Genomic DNA, 19,370 nt, shown 5'->3' on the forward strand with positions numbered 1-19,370 from the left:
AACTGGTCCCGACCAGTGAACCTATTTGGCCCAGTCGTCGTCGTCGTAGGGGCGGCCGCGGAAGTACTCCCCCACACGGCGGCGACGCGGCCGTGTGCAGGTTGGTTCCTTCGCTTTGACTCACAGAAGACGGTTCCCTCGCCGTGAACAACGTGCCCGTTTCAGAGCTCGCGATAGTAGTAAAGCATTGGGTCTGTCTGGTTGGGTTCGGTGTTGGTGAACCCGTGGGCTTCATAGAAACGGCGCGCATCGGTGTCCTCACCGTCCACGTTGATCTCAAGGAGTGCGCCGCCCCGGCGGCGCACCAAATCGAGGGCCGCGTCCAGGAGTGCGCTGCCGAGGCGGTGACCGCGGAGCTCTGGACGGACGTAGAGCTCATCGAGGATTGCGACCGGCCCTCGGTACCAGACGTTGGGCCTGAAACTAAGCACCGCAACCCCGCTCGCTGGCTCGCCGGTCAGCAGGACCACCACGTCGTCCCCCGCCAGGAGTTGCGTCAATCGGGATTCAAGCTCTTGGGTGCCGGGCGTCGGCGTCGAGAATTCAGTGTTGAAATCATGAAGCAACTGGGCAACGACGGCGGCGTCGTCCAGCGTCGCCCGCCGCGGCCTCTGGCCGCCTGCAGAATCGTCGGAAGTCATGGCTTCATCATGAGCAGCAGACGAAGCGGCGTCCACCTTTACGTCCTATCAGGATCCGGAGGACGCTGGCTAAGTGACACCACACGCGATTGCATCTCCCAGTACGCATTGGGCAGCAGGAGCGGCACTCCGGTGTGGTGGAGCTCAGTTCGGCGAGGTCCTGGCCATCCATGTCGGGCGGGGCGGGTGCGGGCAACTGCACTAGGTTGATAGGCAGACACAGGCTCGCTGGCAACCCGCCTCAATTGGACAGGCTCTCATGACCAAACGCACCCCGCTCGACGATGTTTCGCGTCCGCTCCGTGACAGCGTCGCTGACGACGGCCCGCCTGCGCCGCCGGAAGGATGGACGCCTTCGCCCAACCGGTCCACGAGCCGATTCGCCTTTGAAATCAGCAGGACCACCAAGTGGTATTTCAACGATGGGAAGGGCAACGGCTACTTTGCGCCGGGTTGGGACGGCGAACGTATCGCGCGCCGGGCGGGACTCCTGGTGTGGATCAGCGCGGCGGTGGCCGCCATCGTCCTTGGCGTCGGTGCGTTTCAGCTCCTCGAGGAAATGTCGGAACAACGGAACTACACCCAGCTGAAGAGCGAGGGCGTCCTCGTGCCCGCGACGGTGGGGACCGTCACCGTGGAGCATTCAACTCACAGAACCCGAAATAGTTCAGGCCGGGATTACATCACCGAGACCACGGCAGGCATCAAGTACACGGTTGCGGGACGGACAATTCGGGCTCAGATCTACGACTACAGCGGCAAGAAAAGTGAATACCCCGCGCCGGCCTGGCGCCGGGGAGAGATGGTGAAGGTGTACGCGGACCCCGGCAACCCGGAACGGTTCATCCTCTTCCACGAATACAGGGACGAGGATGCCGGTTCGACCCCACGCACTGCGTTCCTCATCCTTGCCATTACCGGCGGGGTCCTGATCGTACCGGCCGTGGTGATGGTCGTGGGTGTCAGGAATGTCCGCGCGGCCCGCAGACTCTGAGGCTCGCTCGTCGGCGCACGCACCCCGCTCCACGGACTCGCGAGGCAGTCCATGGGCTTCATCTACTGCGCCCAGTCGTCGTCGCCGAACGCACGTCCGCGGAAGTGCGCGCGGAGATACTCCCCGACGACGGCGGCGCCCAGGTCCCCGGTCTCGGGCGCCACGACGCGGCCGTCGATCCGGCGGGCCAGTTTCTGGATGAAGCGCTCCAGGCCGGGATCGCTGCCCAGCCGGAAAAACGTCGCCTGCACGCCGGCCCGCCCCAGCCGGTCCAGTTCGGCCACGGTGACGCGGATGGTCTCCGGGTCCGGCGGATACGAGAACCAGGACTCGCCGTCGGCCAGCAGGTGCGCGGTGGGTTCGCCGTCGGTCACCACCAGGAGGACCGGCTGCATCGACGGGTGCTGGCGGAAGAACCGGCCGGCCAGGAGCAGGCCGTGGTGGAGGTTGGTGCCCTGCTCCCGGAAGGCCGGCAGGGCGGTGAGCTCGCCGATGTCCATGGACTGCGCGTAGCGGCCGAAGGTGATCAGCTGCAGCCGGTCGCCGCGGAACCGGGTGGTGACCAGGTGGTGCAGGGCCAGCGCGGTGCGTTTCATCGGCACCCAGCGTCCCTCGGCGGCCATCGAGAAGGACACGTCCACCAGCAGAGCGACGGCGGCCTGCGTGCGCGCCTCCGTTTCCGTCACCTCGATGTCGTCCACGGCGAGACGCAGTCCGCGGCGCGGGTCGCCGCCGTCGCCGATGGTGCGGCGGATCGCGTTGGTGATGGTGCGGGTGACGTCCCACGGTTCGGCGTCGCCGAACTCCCACGGGCGGCTGGAGCCGGTCTGCTCCCCGGCGGCCCCGGCTACGCGCGTATCCCGCCGGCCCTGCCGGCCGGAGAGCTGCCTGGCGGTGTCCCGCAGCAGCGCCCGGCCGAGCCGCCGCATGGCCTGCGGGGAGAGCCGGAGGTCGCCGTCGGCCCCGCGCTGGAGGAAGCCGCCGTCGTGCATGGCCCGCTCGATCCCCGCCAAAGTGCGCGCCGACACGGCGGCGTCCTGTCCCAGCTGGCGGGCGAGGGCGTCCAGGTCCAGGTCGTCCAGGCGGGACCCGTTGTAGGACTGGGAGAGCTGTTCGGCGAGCTCGTCCAATTCGGCGAGGTCCTGCAGCACGCCGGTGCCGTCGCCGAGTCCCAGCCCTTCCTCGCCCTCGAAGCGTTCGGAGCCGGACCAGTCCTCGCCGGGGCGCAGCGCCTGCAGGTTGGCATCGAGTTGGCCCAGCTGTGCCATCAGCTCCGGCGAGCCGAACGCCTGCGCGGAGAGCCGCAGCAGCTCCTCGCGCTGCTCGGCGGACATGGACTGCAGGAGCCGCTGGGCGGCGGCCGCGCGCTGGGCGAGCGCGTCCACCAGCTCCTCGACCGATTGCGGGTTCTCCGGGAAGAACTGCCCGTGCTTGGCCTTGAACTCCTGGAAGTCCGCGTCGGTGTCCTCACCGCGGCGGTGTTTGTCGAGCAGCTCGTTGAGGTCCTGCAGCATTTCGGCCACGGCCGCGCGGTCCTCCTCCGTGGCACCTTCGAGGGCCTCCTTCATCCCGGCGAACCGCTGGTCCAGGACCTCGCGGCCCAGCAGGTCCTTGATCCGCTCGTAGGCCTCCCGGGCGGTGCTGGACTGCCAGTCGTAGGAGGCAAGTTCCTTGACCGCGGCCGCCGTGGACTTGGGCAGGTTCTGCAGCTGCATCTCCCGGAAGGCACGGTCGGTGTTGTCCATCATGGCGTCGCGGGCCAGCTGTTTGCGCTCCTCCAGCACCGCGGTGTCCAGCAGTTTCTGGACCTCGTTGAGGGTGCCGTCCAGCCGGTGCCGGCCAAGCAGTTCACTGCGCAGCTGCTGGACGCGGCCGGCGAGGTCGTCCAGCCCTTCGCGGTTGCGGCCGCCGCGCCGCAGGTACTCCTGCAGGGCGTACCGGGGCGAGTAGCCGGCCATCACGTCCTCCGCGACGGCGTCCAGCGCCTCCGCCAGGTCCACCGGCGGGGCGAGCGGATCCGGCCCTCCCCGGTAGCGGCTGTACCGGGACCGGTGGTGTGCGGTCATGGGGCCTCCTTGGCCGTGGAACTGCCTTACCCGTAGACGGTTGCCTCGTCGTCGGACTCCTTGGCGATCCGGCGGGCGAGGTAGAGGCCTTCCAGCGCCAGTTCGACGGCGGCGGCGCGCTGCCCGTCGTTTTCCGCGCCGAGCCGCTCACCGATGTCGTCGTAGAGGCGGGATCCGTTGAGGGACGGGAGGTTTTCCAGGAACTCCCGCGCCGTGACCAGCTCCCCGGTGGTCACCGTGGTGTGGCCGTCAAGCGCGGCCACGAGTTCACCCATGTCGATGCCGTGGAAGTGCGCCCGCACGGCTTCCGCGGTGGCCACGCGCAGGAGGTGGTCCAGGATGTCCTGTTCCCGGCCCTCCTCCCCGGATTCGAACTCGATCTTCCCGGCGAGGACTTCCACGGCGGCTTCCAGGTCGATGATCCGGGCGACGGCCTCGTCCTCCCCGCGCACGCTGGCCCGGCGCAGGGCGGCCGCGGCGACGGTTTCGGCGCCGGCGATGGCGAACCGCGCGGACACCCCGGAGGTCTGGTTGATCGCGGGCGACTGCCGCAGCGCCCGGGTGTAGCGGGCCAGGATCTCGAGGATGACGGGCGGGACGCCGGCCACCAGGTGCCCCTCCTGCCGGATGACGGCCACCTCGTCGTCGAGCTCGATCGGGTAGTGCGTGCGGATCTCGGCGCCGAAGCGGTCCCGCAGCGGCGTGATGATCCGGCCGCGGTTCGTGTAGTCCTCCGGGTTGGCGGACGCGACCACCAGGACGTCCAGCGGCAGCCGGAGCACGTAGCCGCGGATCTGGATGTCGCGTTCCTCCATCACGTTGAGCATGGAGACCTGGATCCGCTCGGCGAGGTCAGGCAGTTCGTTGATGGCGATGATGCCGCGGTTGGAGCGCGGCACCAGGCCGTAGTGGATGGTTTCCGGATCGCCCAGGCGGCGGCCCTCAGCCACCCGCATCGGGTCGACGTCGCCGATCAGGTCGGCGACGGAGGTGTCCGGCGTCGCGAGCTTCTCGACGTACCGTTCCGAGCGGTGCCGCCACGCCACCCGCAGCCGGTCCCCCTCGGTGAGGGCACGGGCCCGGGAGTGCTCGGTGATGGGTTCGTACGGGTGTTCGTTCAGTTCCGAGTCCTCGATCACCGGCGACCACTCGTCCAGCAGCCCGACCAGGGTGCGCAGGAGCCGGGTCTTGCCCTGACCGCGTTCGCCGAGCAGGACGACGTCGTGCCCGGCGAGCAGGGCCCGCTCCAACTGGGGCAGGACGGTGCGGCTGAAGCCGTACATCCCGGGCCAGGGGTCACGGCCGGCAGCGAGCGCGGCGAGCAGGTTGTCGCGGATTTCGCGGCGCAGGTCCTTGTGAACGTGGCCGGAGGCACGCAGTTCACCAACAGTGAAGATATCGGGGCGATCACTCACCCCTCCACCGTAGACCTCTGCTGTGCGGCGAATCGAGGGATTTCCTGAGATTCCTGCGTATTGGGCGTTTGTGCGGACGTAGGCTGGATGCTGATGACTGCAGCAATGCCCGGACTTTCAGCGGAGCCCCCACAGCAGGCCACGCTCCTGCTTCTGGTGCGCCACGGGGAGACGCCGACGACGGGCATGCTGCTGCCGGGCAGGGCGCCGGGACTTCATCTTTCCGACAGGGGCCGCGCCCAGGCGGAACGGGTTTCTGAACGGCTCACTGGCCTCCCAGTCGATGCCCTCTATTCCTCGCCGCTGGAGCGCGCCTGCGAGACGGCGGAGCCGACGGCGGCCCGCATCGGACTGGATGTGAAGCTGGACGACGGGTTGCTCGAGTGCGATTTCGGCGAGTGGACCGGCGCCGCGATCGCCGAGCTGGCAGCCCTGCCCGAATGGCAGACGGTGCAGCACAGCCCTTCCACCTTCCGGTTCCCGAACGGCGAGAGCTTCACCGAGATGCAGGCGCGGACCGTCGGAGCTATCGAGGCTCTATGTGCGGCCCATGCCGGGGGTGTGGTTGTGTGCTTCTCCCACGCGGATCCGATCAAGGCCGCCGTTGCGCACGCCCTGGGCATGCCGCTGGATCTGTTCCAGCGCATCGTCATCAGCCCGGGCTCGGTGTCCGCCATCTCGTTCGTGGAGGGCCAGGACCCCGCCGTGCACATGGTGAATTCGACTTCACAACCGCTCAGTGGGCTGAGGGCACAGTGAATTGGGGCAGCCGGTGTCCGGCCGGGAGCTGACGCTGCTCACCGAGGGCAGCATCGAACTGCTCGGCCGCATCCCGCGCAGCAGCAACCAGACATTCCTCGTCCAGGTCTTTTGCGGCGAGGATGAGGGGTACGCGGTCTACAAGCCGGAAGCCGGCGAACGTCCGCTGCCCGACTTTGAGCCCGGGCTCTCTAAGCGCGAACGCGCCGCCTAGCTCCTGAGCGAATCGCTGGGCTGGAGTTTCGTCCGCCGACCGTGATCCGCGAGGACGCTCCCCTGGGCGTCGGGTCGCTGCAGTGGTTCATCGACTGCGACTTCTAAGAGCATTACTTCACCCTGTTCGAGGATGCCCCCGAGCCCCACCGCGAGCTGGGGCGGATCGCCCTGTTCGATTACGTCGCCAACAACACGGACCGCAAGAGCGGCCACGTGCTGCGCGGCGACGACGGGCGGATCTGGGGCATCGACCACGGGCTGCGCTTCTTGGCAGCCTTCAAGCTGCGCACCGTGATCTGGGACTTCGCCGGCGACCCCATCCCCACTGCCCTGCTCGACGAGGAGCTCCGCCCTGCAGCGGCGTGTCCAGCGCTTGCTGCACACCCGGGTGCTGCCGGTTGACCGCACCGGCATGCGCTATCCGTGGCTGCTGGTGTGGCGGCGACGGGACACCGATTCCATGTGTCGCCCACGCCAATAGTGGACCGCATGTCGGGGCGAGGACCGGAAGCGCTGGGGTGCCGATGGTTATCTTCCGAGTAAGAGTGCAACTCTAGGCATCAACCCGCACATCTAAGCCCACATCGCCTCCCTGCCGGGGCAAAGCACGCGCCTTAAAGGGCTGAGCAACACCACCGAACCTGCCGGACTGCTGCAGGTGAGCGCCGACGTCGACGGCGTCTCCGGCACGCCCCCGGTGCCCGACGATCTCGCCACGATCGAGGTTCCCGCCGGCGCGTGGACGGCGTTCCGCACCGAAGGTGAATACCCGGCCGCGCTGCACTTGGGCCGCAACCGCGTCCGATTGATTTTCTCGTCAAACGGCTCGAGCTTCCGCGCGAGATCAATGCCTGCAAATTACTGGGGCATGACCAAGTCGCCTTAAGGCACGGTGTATGGATACCTCGGGATCCAGACTAGGCACAACACCTGTCAGCGATTCTCGGCTTCCGAAGCGTGACCGTCTTCGTTCTCGATGAGACCGTAGGGCGGGTCATCGGGGCTCTGCGAGTAGCGGACGACGATGTGCTGATCAGCCACAGACGGTGGTTGGTTATCGACGAAAATAATCTGCGCGCCGGGGTGCTTGGCGAGCCAGCTCACGACGTGGCGGTAGATGTTCTCCACAATGTTGCGGCTGCGAGCGGTGATGAGCAGGCCGATTTCGGCACCACCATCGTCCGCGCCGGGATCCGGCGTAGTCGGGGCAGTGACAGCTCCGGGGACGAGGTTCTTCTGGGGGCTGTCGACGATGACGAATCCGGGATGGCCTGCACCCTGCTCGAACGCCAACTCGAAGAGCGCGAGTTCCCAGGCGATTGCGATGAGCGTCATGGCCCCAGAAGAACCGACCTTGTCATAGCGGCGCCCGCGAACGAACGGCACGAGGTTCCTGTCAACGTGCACGAGATTGACTTTCGGATAGCCGAAGTCTTCAAGGATGTTGAACAGGCGTTCGCCGATGCGGGCGAGGGTCGTGTCTCGAGGCGTCGCATTCTTCAGGTATCGCGCCTTGCGCGCTCTCGCTTCCTTGAGGGCGGCTGACGTCTGCAGGAGTTCCACTTCCTTTTGCTGCAGCTGCAGCAGCATCTGCCGTGCTCGGAGCATCGTCGTGAGCTCAACGCGATTGTCACCGAGTGACTGTTGGATTTCGTCGCGTTGCATCAAGAAGGGCGAGATAATTTCGCCGGAGATCCGGTCGAGCGCTGATTGCGCCTCTCGTACCGCTGCGTTCGCGGCGCCCAGGTTCCTCCGAAGCTTGTCGCCCTCTGCGCGCACTTCCTGGGCGAACTCGAGGAGCTGGTTCAGGCGGCGCACAAGACTGCGTCGTTCCGTGCTGAGGTCGGGAACGCTCTGGCCATTGGTGACGTCTGCGGTCAGGTGGGAGTGGCAGAGTGAGCACTGGTTCCCGACGACCGTGGGCGGTGATTGGAGCTTGCTCTGGCATGCCGGGCATGTCACCACGGTGAGCGAGTCGAAGAGGTTCAGCGATTCAGCGACGAGATCTAGTCGTCGGATCTCGTCGGCATACTGAGCGCGGAGGGGTTCAAGCCGCCGTGCAAGGGTGTCCCGGTCTCGCAACTCAGTCTGGATGCGCTGTGCTTGCTTCTCGCTCCGGGCGTAGTTCGCACGTAGCTCGGCGGTGAAGTCTCCGCGGGCGGAGATGTTGCCGTCGATGGCCCGCTTCTGTGCGTTGAGCTCAGCTACCCGGATTTTGAGCCGGTCCGACTCGCGGTCGATCTCCTCGATGGTGGTGAACCCCGCATCTGTCATGAACGTCCGAAGCGTCTGGACAGCTCGCGCGAGCTCCCGTTGCTCCGCGCCGAGTTCTTCCACGGCGCGGGACAGCGTCGACTGCTCGTTGTCCGAGACGCCGAACAGGATATTCACGACCTGGTTGAGCTTGATGGAACGGTGCGGTTGTCTTTCGTACGCGAGGTCGCCGTTGTCGAGCCTTCGATTGGTGAGAAACCAGAGCGGCTGGAGGTCTCTGAAACTCAGTGCGCTGGTTTTCGAGTCTGCCTGAGACGGCGACTGGTCCAGGCGGAGTCCGCTGAGACCACACAGCTGCAGGAGATAGTGGGACAGAGAGTCGGCGTCGGAGGGGTCGGAAGTAAAGGACCGAACTGGTGTGCCAGACATCGTGTCGAGGTCACCGGTGTAAAGGTAGGCACTCGTTGTCTTCGTGCCAAGCGCTCTCTCGACGACGTACTGTGCGGGGTTAGCGTCGCCCGGTCCCGTGACGTCGATGGCAAGCTGAGCAGATCGTACGTTCGCCATCACCTCATCATGTTCAGGATGCTCTTTCGCGCCGAGGCACCAGTCGACGAACTCCAGCACGGTGGTCTTACCAGTGCTGATCTCGCCGGCAATAATCGACAACGGCCGGACCAGCTCCTCGTCGTGTGGGTCCGTGAAGTCGACGCGGTACGAGTGCTTTGGGCCGACCAAGCGGAGCGCTCGTATGTTGAAGGCGGGAAGATTCGTCATGGGCGTCGTCGTTTCCTAGAAGAGCATGTTGCGCGATGCGAGCCCGGAGGCTTCAGCCTCGAACTCGTCGATTGTCGGACTGTCGATGAGGTCAAAGAGCACCGGGTCCACCCGAAGCCATGTTTCGAGGTGCTCTCGCATCTTCGGGGAAGACAGCTTCATCACGAGAGGAGCGACGGTCGCGACACTGAGCCGGTATGCGTCGGCGTACACGGAGCTTAGACTGTCCGCTGATTGCTGCCCCAGTTCGGTAACGGTGAAGACTCTCTGCCCCTCGTGTACGGTGAGTCGCACAAGCCCGAAAGCGACCAGTTGGGCGATGTCCGAAGTCACTCGTTCCCGCCGAGAAACGAAGCGCTGGCTCGGCGAGGCGTAGGTGATGGAGTGGCGGCCGAATCCTTGCAGCCGTAGCTCATTAGAGGCGGGAGAATCCGTGTCCAACACGAGGTATGGGTTCGCCGATAGGAACTCAATCACCGAAAGCCGCTCGAGATCCAGCTTGCTCTCCTGGGCTTGTGCGCCCACCAGGACGAGAATGATCTGGGCCATCCGAAAAGCGGGTACGGACTCCGCGCGCAGCGTCGAAGCTGCGTTGTCGTTAGGGTCAACCTCGGCGCTCACGGTTCCTCCTCCATTCCTTCCTCCTTGTTTGGGCTGGAAGCGCTGTTCGGGACCCGTGCAAGGTGGACTTTGGCGACATCACGCCAGTCCCGAACCCATCCAGCGCGGCCATTGTCCACGGCTTGATGGAGCAGGCCAACGCCGTGGAGGACGTGCGCTCGGAGGCTCGCGGCCTCCTGCGCGTGATTTGTCTCGATCCCTCCGAGTACCTCGCCATACAGTTTCGGGAAGCGCCGGCCCCTCGACATCTGACATGCCGTGTTGAAGGCTGTCGACCAGGTCGATGAAACCCGTACACGCCATGTCGAGAGCGCCGAGACTTCGAGCTGGATACCCTTGTCGGTGACCTCGCGCTCCAAGATCTCGGCGTTGAAAAACGCCTCTCGGGCAGCGAAAGTCTCTGGCAATCCGGCTTCGTCCATCTGACGCACGAAGAGAGCGCCGTCGTACTTGGTGTTGTCGACAAGTTCCTCAAGCCCCCGTGGCTCTTCGGGGTCAGCGGTTGTCGGCGGCAGCGGAAACAGAGGCGAGAAGTAGTGGTTCCGAACGTCTGCCGCGGCCGATGCCTGGAGTCGTCGCCGCAGCCGCCCCGCGGTCTGGAGGCTCACCGTGAGGGTGTCAGCCTTAGACGTTCGCTTTTTCCACCCTTCCCACCAGGTGAGCATCGGACCATCCAGTTCGCAGGGGATGCAGAGCGTCCAGGACGCGATCTTGTAGCCGTTCTCCTGGGCAGCCTTCTGCGCCGAATTGTAAGAGTCTCGAACATCGCCCTGCTGTGTCTTAGCGAACCCATCGATAAAGTACTTCGACTGCCAGATATGGACTTCACCTTCTTTTCCGAGATCGCCGACGTAGGCGTCGATGCCCCAATCGCCCGGGTTCGCTTGGACCTCCTGGACATCGGGATGAACGATCCCGACAATGTCTGCAATAAGTCGTTCGAACGCGTCGCGAGCACCCGCGGGGCCAGCGAATCGCGTTTCAAGGAACCGGAAGTCGATGTCGCCGGAGCCCACCACAGCAATTTGATCTGACAATCAGCCCCCCAAGCCCCGTTCGAAAGCATCAGCATATCTATAACCCATGCGACCGCATATTCCGCGGTGGTGCTTACGCCGGCCCTCTCATCGCCCCGAACTCACAGACCAGGCTGCATGTCGGGTCGAAGATCAGGGCTGTGTCGTAGAAGCGCGGCGGACATTGAAATCAGGTTTCCGCCCGTCTCCATTTCGTTGTTCCTCAGAGTCGTGCACCACAAGGCACAAGTGGCGCCAAGTACATTCCCGCGCTGCCTGTGCGTCAAGCACCCAAACAGCATGGACTGACGACTCAATCGCGGCCCTCGACAACGTCTGAGCCGGTATAAATGAGTGCCGTATTTCCAGCTACGGGTGAAATTTCGGCGGTGCAACCTGATCTCCCAGAATTCCAGGTGCTCGAGTGCGGCGGAGAGAGAAAACTTCGACACCAGTCCGAGCCTTGCTCGTACGAGCAAGCGGTATCAACTTGAGCGAGCGGAGAGCCAGGAAGCGGCTCACGGGTCTGCCTCATGCGTCGGAGCATCCATAATAGCGGCCGATCATCACTTGTCGATCACGGTTCCGTCGAACCTGGATCCCAAGGGCTTGCTGGATGCATGTAATCGAGATTATGTAAGGCCGATACATTCCGCCTCTTCGGCGCTAAACGAGCAGGGCAACGTCCAGTCAATTCGATCGCTGCGATGGAGCAATCACCTAAGCAAATTCAACCGCAGAGTTGGTATATCCTCAGATGGTGTCTCAAACCACCGCAACCCCCGAGCAGTCAACCACGAAGTCTTCGAATTGGCAGCCGATTTCTCTTCTAGTCGCCGGTGTCTTTTTGGGCGGCGCGAGTGGCGTGCTAGCTCTGATCCCTGGAATGGGATCTCTCCCGGTTATATTGGGGGCAGGCGCCGCCATCGCGGCGATCGTCCTCACTTTCACGATCGCCTATCAGCAGAACGCGGACACCGACAATCTGCGTCGAATCCTCGTTAAGATTGAAGAGCAGACGGCGACACAGGACTACGGCTCATCTACGCCGTCGCTCCCAGAGGATTCCGACGCGGACACAAGTCAGGAAGAATCCCTGGAGCTTCCGTCGTACGCCGAAGAGGCGGTCAGGGCGCTCCGGGAGCGCGGAGCAAAGCTGACCCTCGACGATCTTCGCTGGCGCCGCAAGATCACTCCTCAACCGATGACAGGGAACCACGGATGGTTCGTCGAATCGAATTCAGCGCGGGACGGTGAACGCTGGTTCGTGCGTAAAGCGCGCGGCCTAACGGTGCGCAAAGCCATGCCTCGAGACTTCTTGGAGGCTTGGGAGGAGCAAACTGGCCTCGCGCCGAGCGAAATAAAGCTCGATTTTCAGCTCACTGACCATGGTCTCGCAGCTTGGTATGTCCGGACCTACTCAGATGTTCTCTGGAAGGTGTCGCGGAGCAATCGGAACGCTTCCGCTGGCATCAATGTAAGCCGTGAGAATACGGACAACTAGTTCATCCCCCTGCCCACTCATCCAGTGGCGACAGGTAGTCCTCCTCGGCGATTCTTTTCAACGGAGCGCTTTTCGAAGGTGGCTTGTTTGAGGGCCCTTGTTTTGCTCCCGTCCCAGCAATTATGCGACGTCGACATTTGCCCAGCAGACAACGGTCATCAAGTCGGCGTTAGTTCCCCGTCCGATCGAACTTCGAAGCGGGACAGTATCGTTGTTGTGACGTCCTCTTCATCGGCTTCGCGTCCCGCCTCCTCCGGCGCGGCCGTGACGTGACCAACCAGATCCTTGAATTAGTGGCCGCGATGAGCCGGCGCCCAGCCTTCAGGCCCAATCATCGTGCTTGGCCTTAGGGGTGGACAGCGCCTACGAATGAGGCCTCGGCAACCGATGCCGCGAACTGTGCGGCGTACAGCGCCGCATACGCCCCGCATGCGTTCCCTGCTCCACGATCGGGGCGGCCTCCATCACAAGGATGAGGTCGGCGTCGCGGATGGTGGAGAGCCGGTGGGCAAATGACGAACGAAGTCCGGTCCGACCTTAGCGCGCTCATCGCCTTCGCCACCAGCACCTCGGTGCGAGTGTCCACCGAACTGGTGGCCTCGTCCAGGATCAGCACCGACGGCCGGGGCGAGGAACGCCCGTGCGATGGTCAGCAGCTGATTCTCCCCCGCTGAGACGTGGGAGCCCTCATTGTCGAGCGTGTGTCGTAGCCCTGCGGCAGCGACTTCACGAACCGGTCCACGTACGTCGCCCGCGCCGCCTCCAGGATGTCCGCCTCCGAAGCGCCGGGCCGGCCGTAGGCGACGGTGTCCCGGATCGTCCAGCCGAAAAGCCAGGTATCCTGCAGCACTATTCCCATCCGCGCGCACAGCCCGGTGCGGGACATCGCGGCGACGTCCACGCCGTCCAGCGTGATCCGCCCGGCGTCCAGCCCTTGAAGGGCACGGCCTTCCAACCCAGAGGTTGCTGCTGGCGACTCGGAACTGAATTGAACGATGGCGGTCGCTCCCGCCGTTGCCGGGTTTTGTCACATCGGGTTGCCGCTCTGCGGGCCCCGCTTTCGACGTCATCGGTACGGACAGAGCCAGTTCGGACAACCCGACCTGGCGACGCTGACCGCGCCTGGCACTCAGACCAGTGACCGGATGGTCTGGCCGGCGTATCCCAGCGTCTCATTGATCGCCTTCTCCATCTCACGCAAGGCGTCGGGCTCTGCCGTCAGGAGAGCGGTGATGTTGATGCTGCTCACAGCAAGAAGACATCCCGCGAGGGTTAGGAACTCCTTGTACCGCTCCTGACCGTCGTGCCCGAGTGCTTCCCAAGCCCGAGGCTCCGGGGGCAGGCTTTCCCTCCACTTTTCGAGGGCATGCGTGCCGTGGACGCTGACGTATTCCATGACTTCCGTGGCCCGACCCAGCACGTCGATCATTACGTTGAAGCCCTGCTGCGATTGGTCCAGAGCCTTTTCAGCAGCCTCGACCTCGGTTCGCAACTGCTCCTCCTCCTTCTTGGTGCGACGCTGCTTTAGAACGTAGAATCCGGCGGCCGCCAGTGCAGCCACGGGGGCGGCGACCATGCCTGTGAGCAGGAGAGCGCCTCCCGCCATGCCGGCTCCGCCAGCGGCCAGGGTGCCTCCGCCGAGGAAGGCGAGGGTGGCATTGGTCGCTGCCACTCCGGACAGTGTTGAGATAGCCGTTCCGGTGGAGGCAGTTCCGAACATCGCGACGGCGGTGAAGGCGCCGTAGGCTGCGGCGCCGCCAGCGGCCGCCCCAACTGCGCCACCAGCGGCGGCGCCGCGGATCGCGTTGGCGATCCCCGCCGACATGGCCCCGACATGGATCGCAGCAGGTGTTTCGCTATTGCTATCCATCTCTTGCTCATTCGGCTTTACGGGTGCGGGCGCGCCGCTAACGCTCTCGGCGAGCTCAACAAACTTCATGAAGAACTGGTCGCGGGCGTCATCGTGGACCTTATTGAATGCCTCCCCTAACTCTTGGGTGATCCTGGATCGCTGGGCCACGTTGTCGTTGATCTTGGCATGCCGTCTTTTCGTCTCGGCGACTTGGTCACGCAGTTTCACCGGTCGCTGGCCACGCTGACTAACGAGGGAGTCAGTTCGGTCCTTAGCCTCCTGCTGGAGCTGTTCAGGCGTCAGGCGGAGCGCCAAAGCGATGGCGTCTAGGCGGTGCTGCCCGGGACTCATGAGGCCACGCTCGATCCGAGAGATTGAGACCGCCCCTCCCTTGCCGTATTCGGCCCGCACGGCAAGCTCTTCCTGAGTCATCGGAGGTGTCTGAGCTTGGCGATGCTCGCGGATCACGAGACCCATTGCCTCTGTGCTGAAATCGCTCATCGGTTCGGCTCTCTGCCGTCCACGCTGTGGCGATGCCAAGAGGACCGAGTTTCACGGATGAGAGCCCCTCCGGAGCGGACGGCCCGGGTACCATCTTCCGCGAACTGCTTGGCGGCCGTGATAACCGCTGGGTCACGACTGACTTCGTCGGCGGTCTGGATGTTCTGAGTGGCGGTGCGGGCAAGGCTGGCGAGATCGAGGCGAGACATGGCATGGGACCTTTCGTTGTCGAGGGTGCCTAACATGTACTCAGGATAGGGATATATAGTGTTTTATGTAAACACTATGGCGACACTAGACGTCCTCGGCGATCTAATTAGTGGTTCAACCCGAAAACTCCGACGACGACGGATCCATAGATTAAGTGTTGCGGCCACAGGCGCCCGACCTGCTTAGACCTCCGCCACCGGCGCCGCGAACTGCGCCGCATACAGCGCGGCATACGCCCCACCCGCAGCCAGCAGCTGGGCGTGCGTCCCCTGCTCCACGATCTGCCCGTTCTCCATCACCAGGATGAGGTCGGCGTCGCGGATGGTGGAGAGCCGGTGCGCGATGACAAACGACGTCCGGTCGGAGCGCAAGGCGCTCATCGCCTTCTGCACCAGCACTTCGGTGCGGGTGTCCACCGAAGAAGTCGCCTCGTCCAGGATCAGCACCGAGGGCCGGGCCAGGAACGCCCGGGCGATGGTCAGCAGCTGCTTCTCCCCCGCCGAGACGTTGCCGCCCTCGTCCTCCAGCACGGTGTCGTAGCCCTCCGGCAGGGACCGCACGAACCGGTCAACGTAGGTCGCCTTCGCCGCCTCCAGGATCTCCTCCTCCGACGCATCGGGCCTGCCGTAGGCGATGTTGTCCCGGATGGTCCCGCCGAACAGCCAGGTGTCCTGCAGTACCATGCCCATCCGCGAGCGCAGCCCGTCGCGGGTCATCGCGGTGACGTCCACGCCGTCGAGCGTGATCCGCCCGGCGTCGAGCTCGTAGAAGCGCATCGTCAGATTCGCCAGCGTGGTCTTCCCCGCCCCGGTCGGGCCGACGATCGCCACGGTCTGCCCGGGCTCGACCACCAGGCTCAGGTCCGAGATCATCGGCTTGTCCGGCGAATAGGAGAACGACACATTCTCGAACACCAGCCGGCCCCGCCCGCCGTTGGGCGCCACCGGAGGCACAGGATCCTCCGACTGCTCCTCCTCATCCAGCAGCTCGAACACCCGCTCGGCCGACGCCACCCCGGACTGCAGCAGATTCGCCATCGAGCCCAGCTGGGCCAACCGCACTCGGCGGCCAGTAAGGACCCCGGCCGGCGTGACTAGCTCCCGGCACTACCGGTCGTCAGTGCTTCTTGAAAGCGTCTTTCACCTTTTCGGCAGCCTGCTTCAGGTCCGCCTTGACCTGGTCGCCCCTGCCTTCGTTCTTGAGGCGGTCGTCCCCCGTTGCCTTGCCTGTGGCTTCTTTGGCCCTGCCGGTCAGCTTTGTCGCCGCATTCCGGATCTTGTCACCCAGACCCATGGTTTTCCTCCTTGGAGAACTGCCCGGCGGGCTGCCGAGGGATCACAAATTCATGCTATTCGCCGCCCAGCGGGACGGCCATCCTCAACCCAGCAGCGTCGTTACGGCCCTGCCCCGAGTGCCCGTTTCAGAGCTCTCGATAGTAGTAGAGCATTGGGTCTGTCTGGTTGGGTTCGGTGTTGGTGAACCCGTGGGCTTCATAGAAGCGGCGCGCATCGGTGTCCTCGCCGTCCACGTTGATCTCAAGGAGTGCGCCGCCCCGGTCGCGCACCAAATCGAGGGCCGCGTCCAGGAGTGCGCTGCCGAGGCGGTGACCGCGGAGCTCTGGACGGACGTAGAGCTCGTCGAGGATCGCGACCGGCCCTCGGTACCAGACGTTGGGCCGGAAACTCAGCACCGCAACACCGCTCGCCGGCTCGCCGATCAGCAGGGCCACGCCGTCGTCCCCCGCCAGGAGCTGCGTCAACCGCGATTCAAGCTCGCGAGCGTCCGGAGTCGGCGTCGAGAACCCGGTGTTGAAATCATGAAGCAGCCGGGCAACGACGACGGCATCGGCCGCCGTCGCCCGCCGCGCAGAACCGCCGGAGGTCATGACCTCATTTTGAGCACTGGGCGAAGCGGTGTCCATGCTGACCTCCTGAACGCGCGGCTAAGGAGCGGATCAGGTTGAAGCGCTGATCACGCGGTCGCGTCCAACCAGCAACCCCAGCACGGCGAGAACCGCCATTATGCCCGCGGTGACGAGCAGCGGAAGCGTCCAGCCCCCGCTCACGTCGCGAAGACCACCGAACATTACCGGCCCCACCGCGGCGAGACCGTAGCCGACAGATTGCGCCATGCCGGACAATGACGCGGCCTGCGGGTAATTCACGGTCCGGAGGCTGAACAGCGACAGAGCGATGACAATGAGGCTCCCGCACCCGATCGCCCCAAGAACGACCCACAGCAGTATGAGGTCCGGCGCCAGTGCCAGCCCGAGAAACGTCACGAACGTGAGCCCGCCGCTCGTGAAGGATACAAGGCGCTGGTCCGAACCGCGGTGCAGGATTCCCCCTGTGGCAAGGCTGGCGAACACGCTGATGAGCAGGAATACGGACAGATGGACGCCCGCAGTAGTGGCGGGAACCCCCTGGCTTTGTTCGATGGTGGGCAGCCATGCCATCAGGACGTAGAAGGCGATCGATTGCAATCCCATAAAGATCGTCGCCTGCCAGCCCAGGGCTGAGGTCCAGGGCGACCGGAAGGAAACCTCCGGCCTGGTGGCGTGCGCGGTCCCTGATCTGTGCCGGCGCAGCCACGGCAGGAGCACCGCCATTGCGATGAGGGCCAGGCCCACCCAGATTCCGAGGGCAAGCCGCCATCCCGCCGGGGACGTTTGTGCCACGGGAACGACGACGGCTGCCCCGACCGCGGCGAAGGCGGCCTGTGTGGCGGTGTAGCCTCCGGTGACCTGGCTGACCCGCATCGGAAAGTCCCGCTTTACGAGGGAGGGCACCAGCACATTGAGAAACGCGATAGCCAAGCCGATCAGTGCGGTGCCCGCCCAGATGACGCCGGGCAAGGGCAGGGAGCGAAGCACGATGCCCGTGGCCAGGATCAGCAGGGACATCCACAGCGCCCGGTCGAGACCCAGACGGGACGCAAAGCCGGGTGCCAGCGGGGAGAAAACTGCGAAAGCAATGAGCGGAAGGCCCGTGAGGAACCCTGCTGCGGCACTTGATAACTCAAGGTCGCTGCTGATGTTCCCGAGCACCGGCCCCACGCTGACGAAGGACACCCGAAGGTTAATTGCGATGAGCAGAACGCCGATGAAAGCGAAGCCGAATCTGGCAGTGCGGTCCGGCGCGTTCCGGGTGGCAGCGGGCATCATGCGTTCTTCCATCCTTCGATTTGTCAGATAAAAGTTGACTAGGCATTTCAATTTGCCGACACCTCACCTTATGCCGAGCCGGTTGCCTACCCTTGCGTCCGCCTCAAGCCGTTGGGGCGGATGTGTCCCTGGACAGCCGAGCGGGCTGCCCAGCGGATCCTCTGCCACAGATGGTCGACGCACCACATTCGGCAAAGTGGAGGGACCTTCGGCCTGCACCGAAGTTTGCGGTGCAGCCGTCTGCCTGGAAAACCGCTCTTGACGCCTACTCACGGTCGTGACACGATGTGGACATTGTTGATACCGGTATCAACATGTATCACTACCAGTTTTTCATCGACGAAAGGGCTACCCGTGCTGGGCTTCAATGAAGAGAAATTCCTGCTCCAGACCCGCAGTGCGCTTGCACTGCAGGAGCAGATCGAACAGCTTGTGGACTCGCTGGAGCAACGCGACTTCCAGAATCTATTCCTGATCGGTGCCGGTGGGACTTACGCGGCGATGCTCCCCTATGAGCACTTCATCCGCTCCAATTCCAACCTGCCCGTTCGCGCCGCTATTGGCAAAGAACTCATGCTGACCGCTGACCCAACTTTCGGTCCCGGTTCCGTAGCAGTTTTTGCATCAGTTTCCGGGACCACCGAGGACGTCATCGAGGCCATCGAGTTCGCGAAGGCTAAGGGCGCCTACACGGTCGGCTTCACTGGTTTTGGTGACAGTCCATTTGCAAAGTCATTGGACGCCGTTCTCGTCACCGAACCCAAGACATGGCCGTTCGACATCCCCTTGCTGCTCCTCAGCACGCGCTTGCTTTCTGTCCGCGGGGAGTTCGAAGGGTACGAAGAGCTTGCGGCGGAGCTCCAAGCCATCCCCGTAATCCTGGTGGACGTGGCGCGACAGGCAGAACCGGCAGCGGAAGCTTTCGCCGAAAGAAACAAGGATGTCGACTACCACTTCCTCGTCGGCGCCGGGAACCTTTGGGGGTTCACCTACCTCTACTCCATGTGCATCCTCGAGGAGATGCAGTGGCTGCGGACGACGCGCGTCCACGGGGCCGAATTTTTCCACGGGTCTTTGGAACTCATCGAAGAAGACACGAGCCTCATGCTGTTCCTCGGCGAAGATGAAAGCCGGCCCCTCATGGAGCGTGTCGTCAAGTTCGCGGAGAACTACAACAAGAACACGACGCTGCTGGACACCAAGGACTACGAACTGCCCGGTATCAGCCCCCGCTTCCGCGGTCTGCTGGCCCCGCTCGTTCTGGACACCGTAGTGGACCGCATCAGCAAGCACCTAGAGCGGGTCCGGAATCACTCGCTGGAACTGCGCCGGTACTACCGCGTCGTTGAATACTGACAGACAGCCAGGTTCGTACCCAGCCGGGATACGACTTCCAGCGCTGCGGGCCCGGTCGGGCCTGG

At 64.2% G+C, this 19,370-nt stretch carries 17 protein-coding genes and 2 pseudogenes; 7 read left to right on the forward strand and 12 right to left on the reverse strand.

What is annotated here, in order from left to right; genetic code table 11:
• Nucleotides 1-161: 161 nt before the first annotated feature.
• Nucleotides 162-641 carry a GNAT family N-acetyltransferase gene (locus FS787_RS07600; RefSeq protein WP_186329106.1) on the reverse strand — a complete coding sequence of 160 codons (480 nt, stop codon included), beginning with the start codon at nucleotides 639-641 and terminating at the stop codon, nucleotides 162-164.
• 259 nt (nucleotides 642-900) lie between these two features.
• Between FS787_RS07600 and FS787_RS07605 the strand changes: the two genes are divergently transcribed.
• Nucleotides 901-1,635 carry a DUF3592 domain-containing protein gene (locus FS787_RS07605; protein WP_144671577.1) on the forward strand — a complete coding sequence of 245 codons (735 nt, stop codon included), beginning with the start codon at nucleotides 901-903 and terminating at the stop codon, nucleotides 1,633-1,635.
• A 62-nt stretch (nucleotides 1,636-1,697) separates the two neighbouring features.
• Here the strand turns inward: FS787_RS07605 and FS787_RS07610 are convergent, their stop codons facing one another.
• Nucleotides 1,698-3,701: a VWA domain-containing protein gene (locus tag FS787_RS07610; RefSeq protein ID WP_144671578.1), complete on the reverse strand. Its 2,004-nt coding sequence runs from the start codon at nucleotides 3,699-3,701 to the stop codon at nucleotides 1,698-1,700.
• 26 nt (nucleotides 3,702-3,727) lie between these two features.
• Nucleotides 3,728-5,116, reverse strand: a complete 1,389-nt coding sequence (locus tag FS787_RS07615; RefSeq protein ID WP_144671579.1) for a sigma 54-interacting transcriptional regulator — start codon at nucleotides 5,114-5,116, stop codon at nucleotides 3,728-3,730.
• A gap of 87 nt (nucleotides 5,117-5,203) precedes the next feature.
• Here FS787_RS07615 and FS787_RS07620 point away from each other — a divergent pair, with 87 nt between their 5' ends.
• From FS787_RS07620 to FS787_RS18120, 4 genes are all read left to right on the forward strand, one after another.
• Nucleotides 5,204-5,875, forward strand: coding sequence for an MSMEG_4193 family putative phosphomutase (locus FS787_RS07620; RefSeq protein WP_144671580.1), 672 nt, complete (start codon nucleotides 5,204-5,206; stop codon nucleotides 5,873-5,875).
• Between the two features lies 1 nt (nucleotide 5,876).
• Complete coding sequence (locus tag FS787_RS18235; RefSeq protein ID WP_313959641.1) at nucleotides 5,877-6,089, forward strand: hypothetical protein; 213 nt, start codon at nucleotides 5,877-5,879, stop codon at nucleotides 6,087-6,089.
• A 215-nt stretch (nucleotides 6,090-6,304) separates the two neighbouring features.
• A complete protein-coding gene (locus tag FS787_RS18240) occupies nucleotides 6,305-6,493 on the forward strand; it encodes a hypothetical protein (protein WP_313959642.1) in 189 nt (62 codons plus the stop codon).
• A gap of 256 nt (nucleotides 6,494-6,749) precedes the next feature.
• A complete protein-coding gene (locus FS787_RS18120; RefSeq protein WP_260982442.1) occupies nucleotides 6,750-6,977 on the forward strand; it encodes a hypothetical protein in 228 nt (75 codons plus the stop codon).
• 47 nt (nucleotides 6,978-7,024) lie between these two features.
• Here FS787_RS18120 and FS787_RS07635 read toward each other — a convergent pair whose 3' ends face one another.
• From FS787_RS07635 to FS787_RS07645, 3 genes are read right to left on the reverse strand one after another with little or no spacing between them, the layout of a single operon-like run.
• Nucleotides 7,025-9,082: a hypothetical protein gene (locus tag FS787_RS07635; RefSeq protein ID WP_144671581.1), complete on the reverse strand. Its 2,058-nt coding sequence runs from the start codon at nucleotides 9,080-9,082 to the stop codon at nucleotides 7,025-7,027.
• A gap of 15 nt (nucleotides 9,083-9,097) precedes the next feature.
• Nucleotides 9,098-9,703 (reverse strand): hypothetical protein, encoded by a 606-nt coding sequence (locus FS787_RS07640; RefSeq protein ID WP_144671582.1) that lies wholly within the window; start codon nucleotides 9,701-9,703, stop codon nucleotides 9,098-9,100.
• Nucleotides 9,700-10,719, reverse strand: coding sequence for a serine/threonine protein kinase (locus FS787_RS07645; protein WP_144671583.1), 1,020 nt, complete (start codon nucleotides 10,717-10,719; stop codon nucleotides 9,700-9,702). The genes FS787_RS07640 and FS787_RS07645 overlap by 4 nt, the downstream gene beginning before the upstream one ends.
• Before the next feature lie 760 nt (nucleotides 10,720-11,479).
• Here FS787_RS07645 and FS787_RS07650 point away from each other — a divergent pair.
• Entirely contained in the window at nucleotides 11,480-12,223 is a 744-nt protein-coding gene (locus FS787_RS07650) for a hypothetical protein (RefSeq protein WP_144671584.1), read from the forward strand.
• 346 nt (nucleotides 12,224-12,569) lie between these two features.
• Here the strand turns inward: FS787_RS07650 and FS787_RS07655 are convergent.
• The 6 genes and pseudogenes from FS787_RS07655 to FS787_RS07685 form a co-directional block, all read right to left on the reverse strand.
• Nucleotides 12,570-13,154 (reverse strand): annotated as a pseudogene (locus FS787_RS07655) (ATP-binding cassette domain-containing protein); the annotation flags it as partial.
• A 198-nt stretch (nucleotides 13,155-13,352) separates the two neighbouring features.
• On the reverse strand, nucleotides 13,353-14,507 hold the full coding sequence (locus tag FS787_RS07660) for a helix-turn-helix domain-containing protein (protein ID WP_222124044.1): 1,155 nt from the start codon (nucleotides 14,505-14,507) through the stop codon (nucleotides 13,353-13,355).
• Nucleotides 14,508-14,968: 461 nt separating this feature from the next.
• Nucleotides 14,969-15,841: pseudogene (locus FS787_RS07670) on the reverse strand (ABC transporter ATP-binding protein); the annotation flags it as partial.
• 61 nt (nucleotides 15,842-15,902) lie between these two features.
• Nucleotides 15,903-16,079 carry a CsbD family protein gene (locus FS787_RS07675; protein WP_144671585.1) on the reverse strand — a complete coding sequence of 59 codons (177 nt, stop codon included), beginning with the start codon at nucleotides 16,077-16,079 and terminating at the stop codon, nucleotides 15,903-15,905.
• Between the two features lie 127 nt (nucleotides 16,080-16,206).
• Complete coding sequence (locus FS787_RS07680; RefSeq protein WP_222124045.1) at nucleotides 16,207-16,671, reverse strand: GNAT family N-acetyltransferase; 465 nt, start codon at nucleotides 16,669-16,671, stop codon at nucleotides 16,207-16,209.
• Nucleotides 16,672-16,740: 69 nt separating this feature from the next.
• On the reverse strand, nucleotides 16,741-17,949 hold the full coding sequence (locus FS787_RS07685) for an MFS transporter (protein WP_260982443.1): 1,209 nt from the start codon (nucleotides 17,947-17,949) through the stop codon (nucleotides 16,741-16,743).
• A gap of 354 nt (nucleotides 17,950-18,303) precedes the next feature.
• Between FS787_RS07685 and FS787_RS07690 the strand changes: the two genes are divergently transcribed.
• Entirely contained in the window at nucleotides 18,304-19,305 is a 1,002-nt protein-coding gene (locus FS787_RS07690) for an SIS domain-containing protein (RefSeq protein ID WP_144671587.1), read from the forward strand.
• Nucleotides 19,306-19,370: the final 65 nt, after the last annotated feature.

It is taken from the genome of Arthrobacter sp. U41 (assembly GCF_007679325.1).
Taxonomy (GTDB): domain Bacteria; phylum Actinomycetota; class Actinomycetes; order Actinomycetales; family Micrococcaceae; genus Arthrobacter.

Coding starts and splice junctions, on each gene's coding strand:
- FS787_RS07675 (WP_144671585.1), bottom strand. CDS start 16,079: ATGGGTCTGGGTGACAAGATCCGGAATGCGGCGACAAAGCTGACCGGC.
- FS787_RS07635 (WP_144671581.1), bottom strand. CDS start 9,082: ATGACGAATCTTCCCGCCTTCAACATACGAGCGCTCCGCTTGGTCGGC.
- FS787_RS07620 (WP_144671580.1), top strand. CDS start 5,204: ATGCTGATGACTGCAGCAATGCCCGGACTTTCAGCGGAGCCCCCACAG.
- FS787_RS07610 (WP_144671578.1), bottom strand. CDS start 3,701: ATGACCGCACACCACCGGTCCCGGTACAGCCGCTACCGGGGAGGGCCG.
- FS787_RS07680 (WP_222124045.1), bottom strand. CDS start 16,671: ATGACCTCCGGCGGTTCTGCGCGGCGGGCGACGGCGGCCGATGCCGTC.
- FS787_RS07600 (WP_186329106.1), bottom strand. CDS start 641: ATGACTTCCGACGATTCTGCAGGCGGCCAGAGGCCGCGGCGGGCGACG.
- FS787_RS07605 (WP_144671577.1), top strand. CDS start 901: ATGACCAAACGCACCCCGCTCGACGATGTTTCGCGTCCGCTCCGTGAC.
- FS787_RS07685 (WP_260982443.1), bottom strand. CDS start 17,949: ATGATGCCCGCTGCCACCCGGAACGCGCCGGACCGCACTGCCAGATTC.
- FS787_RS07660 (WP_222124044.1), bottom strand. CDS start 14,507: ATGACTCAGGAAGAGCTTGCCGTGCGGGCCGAATACGGCAAGGGAGGG.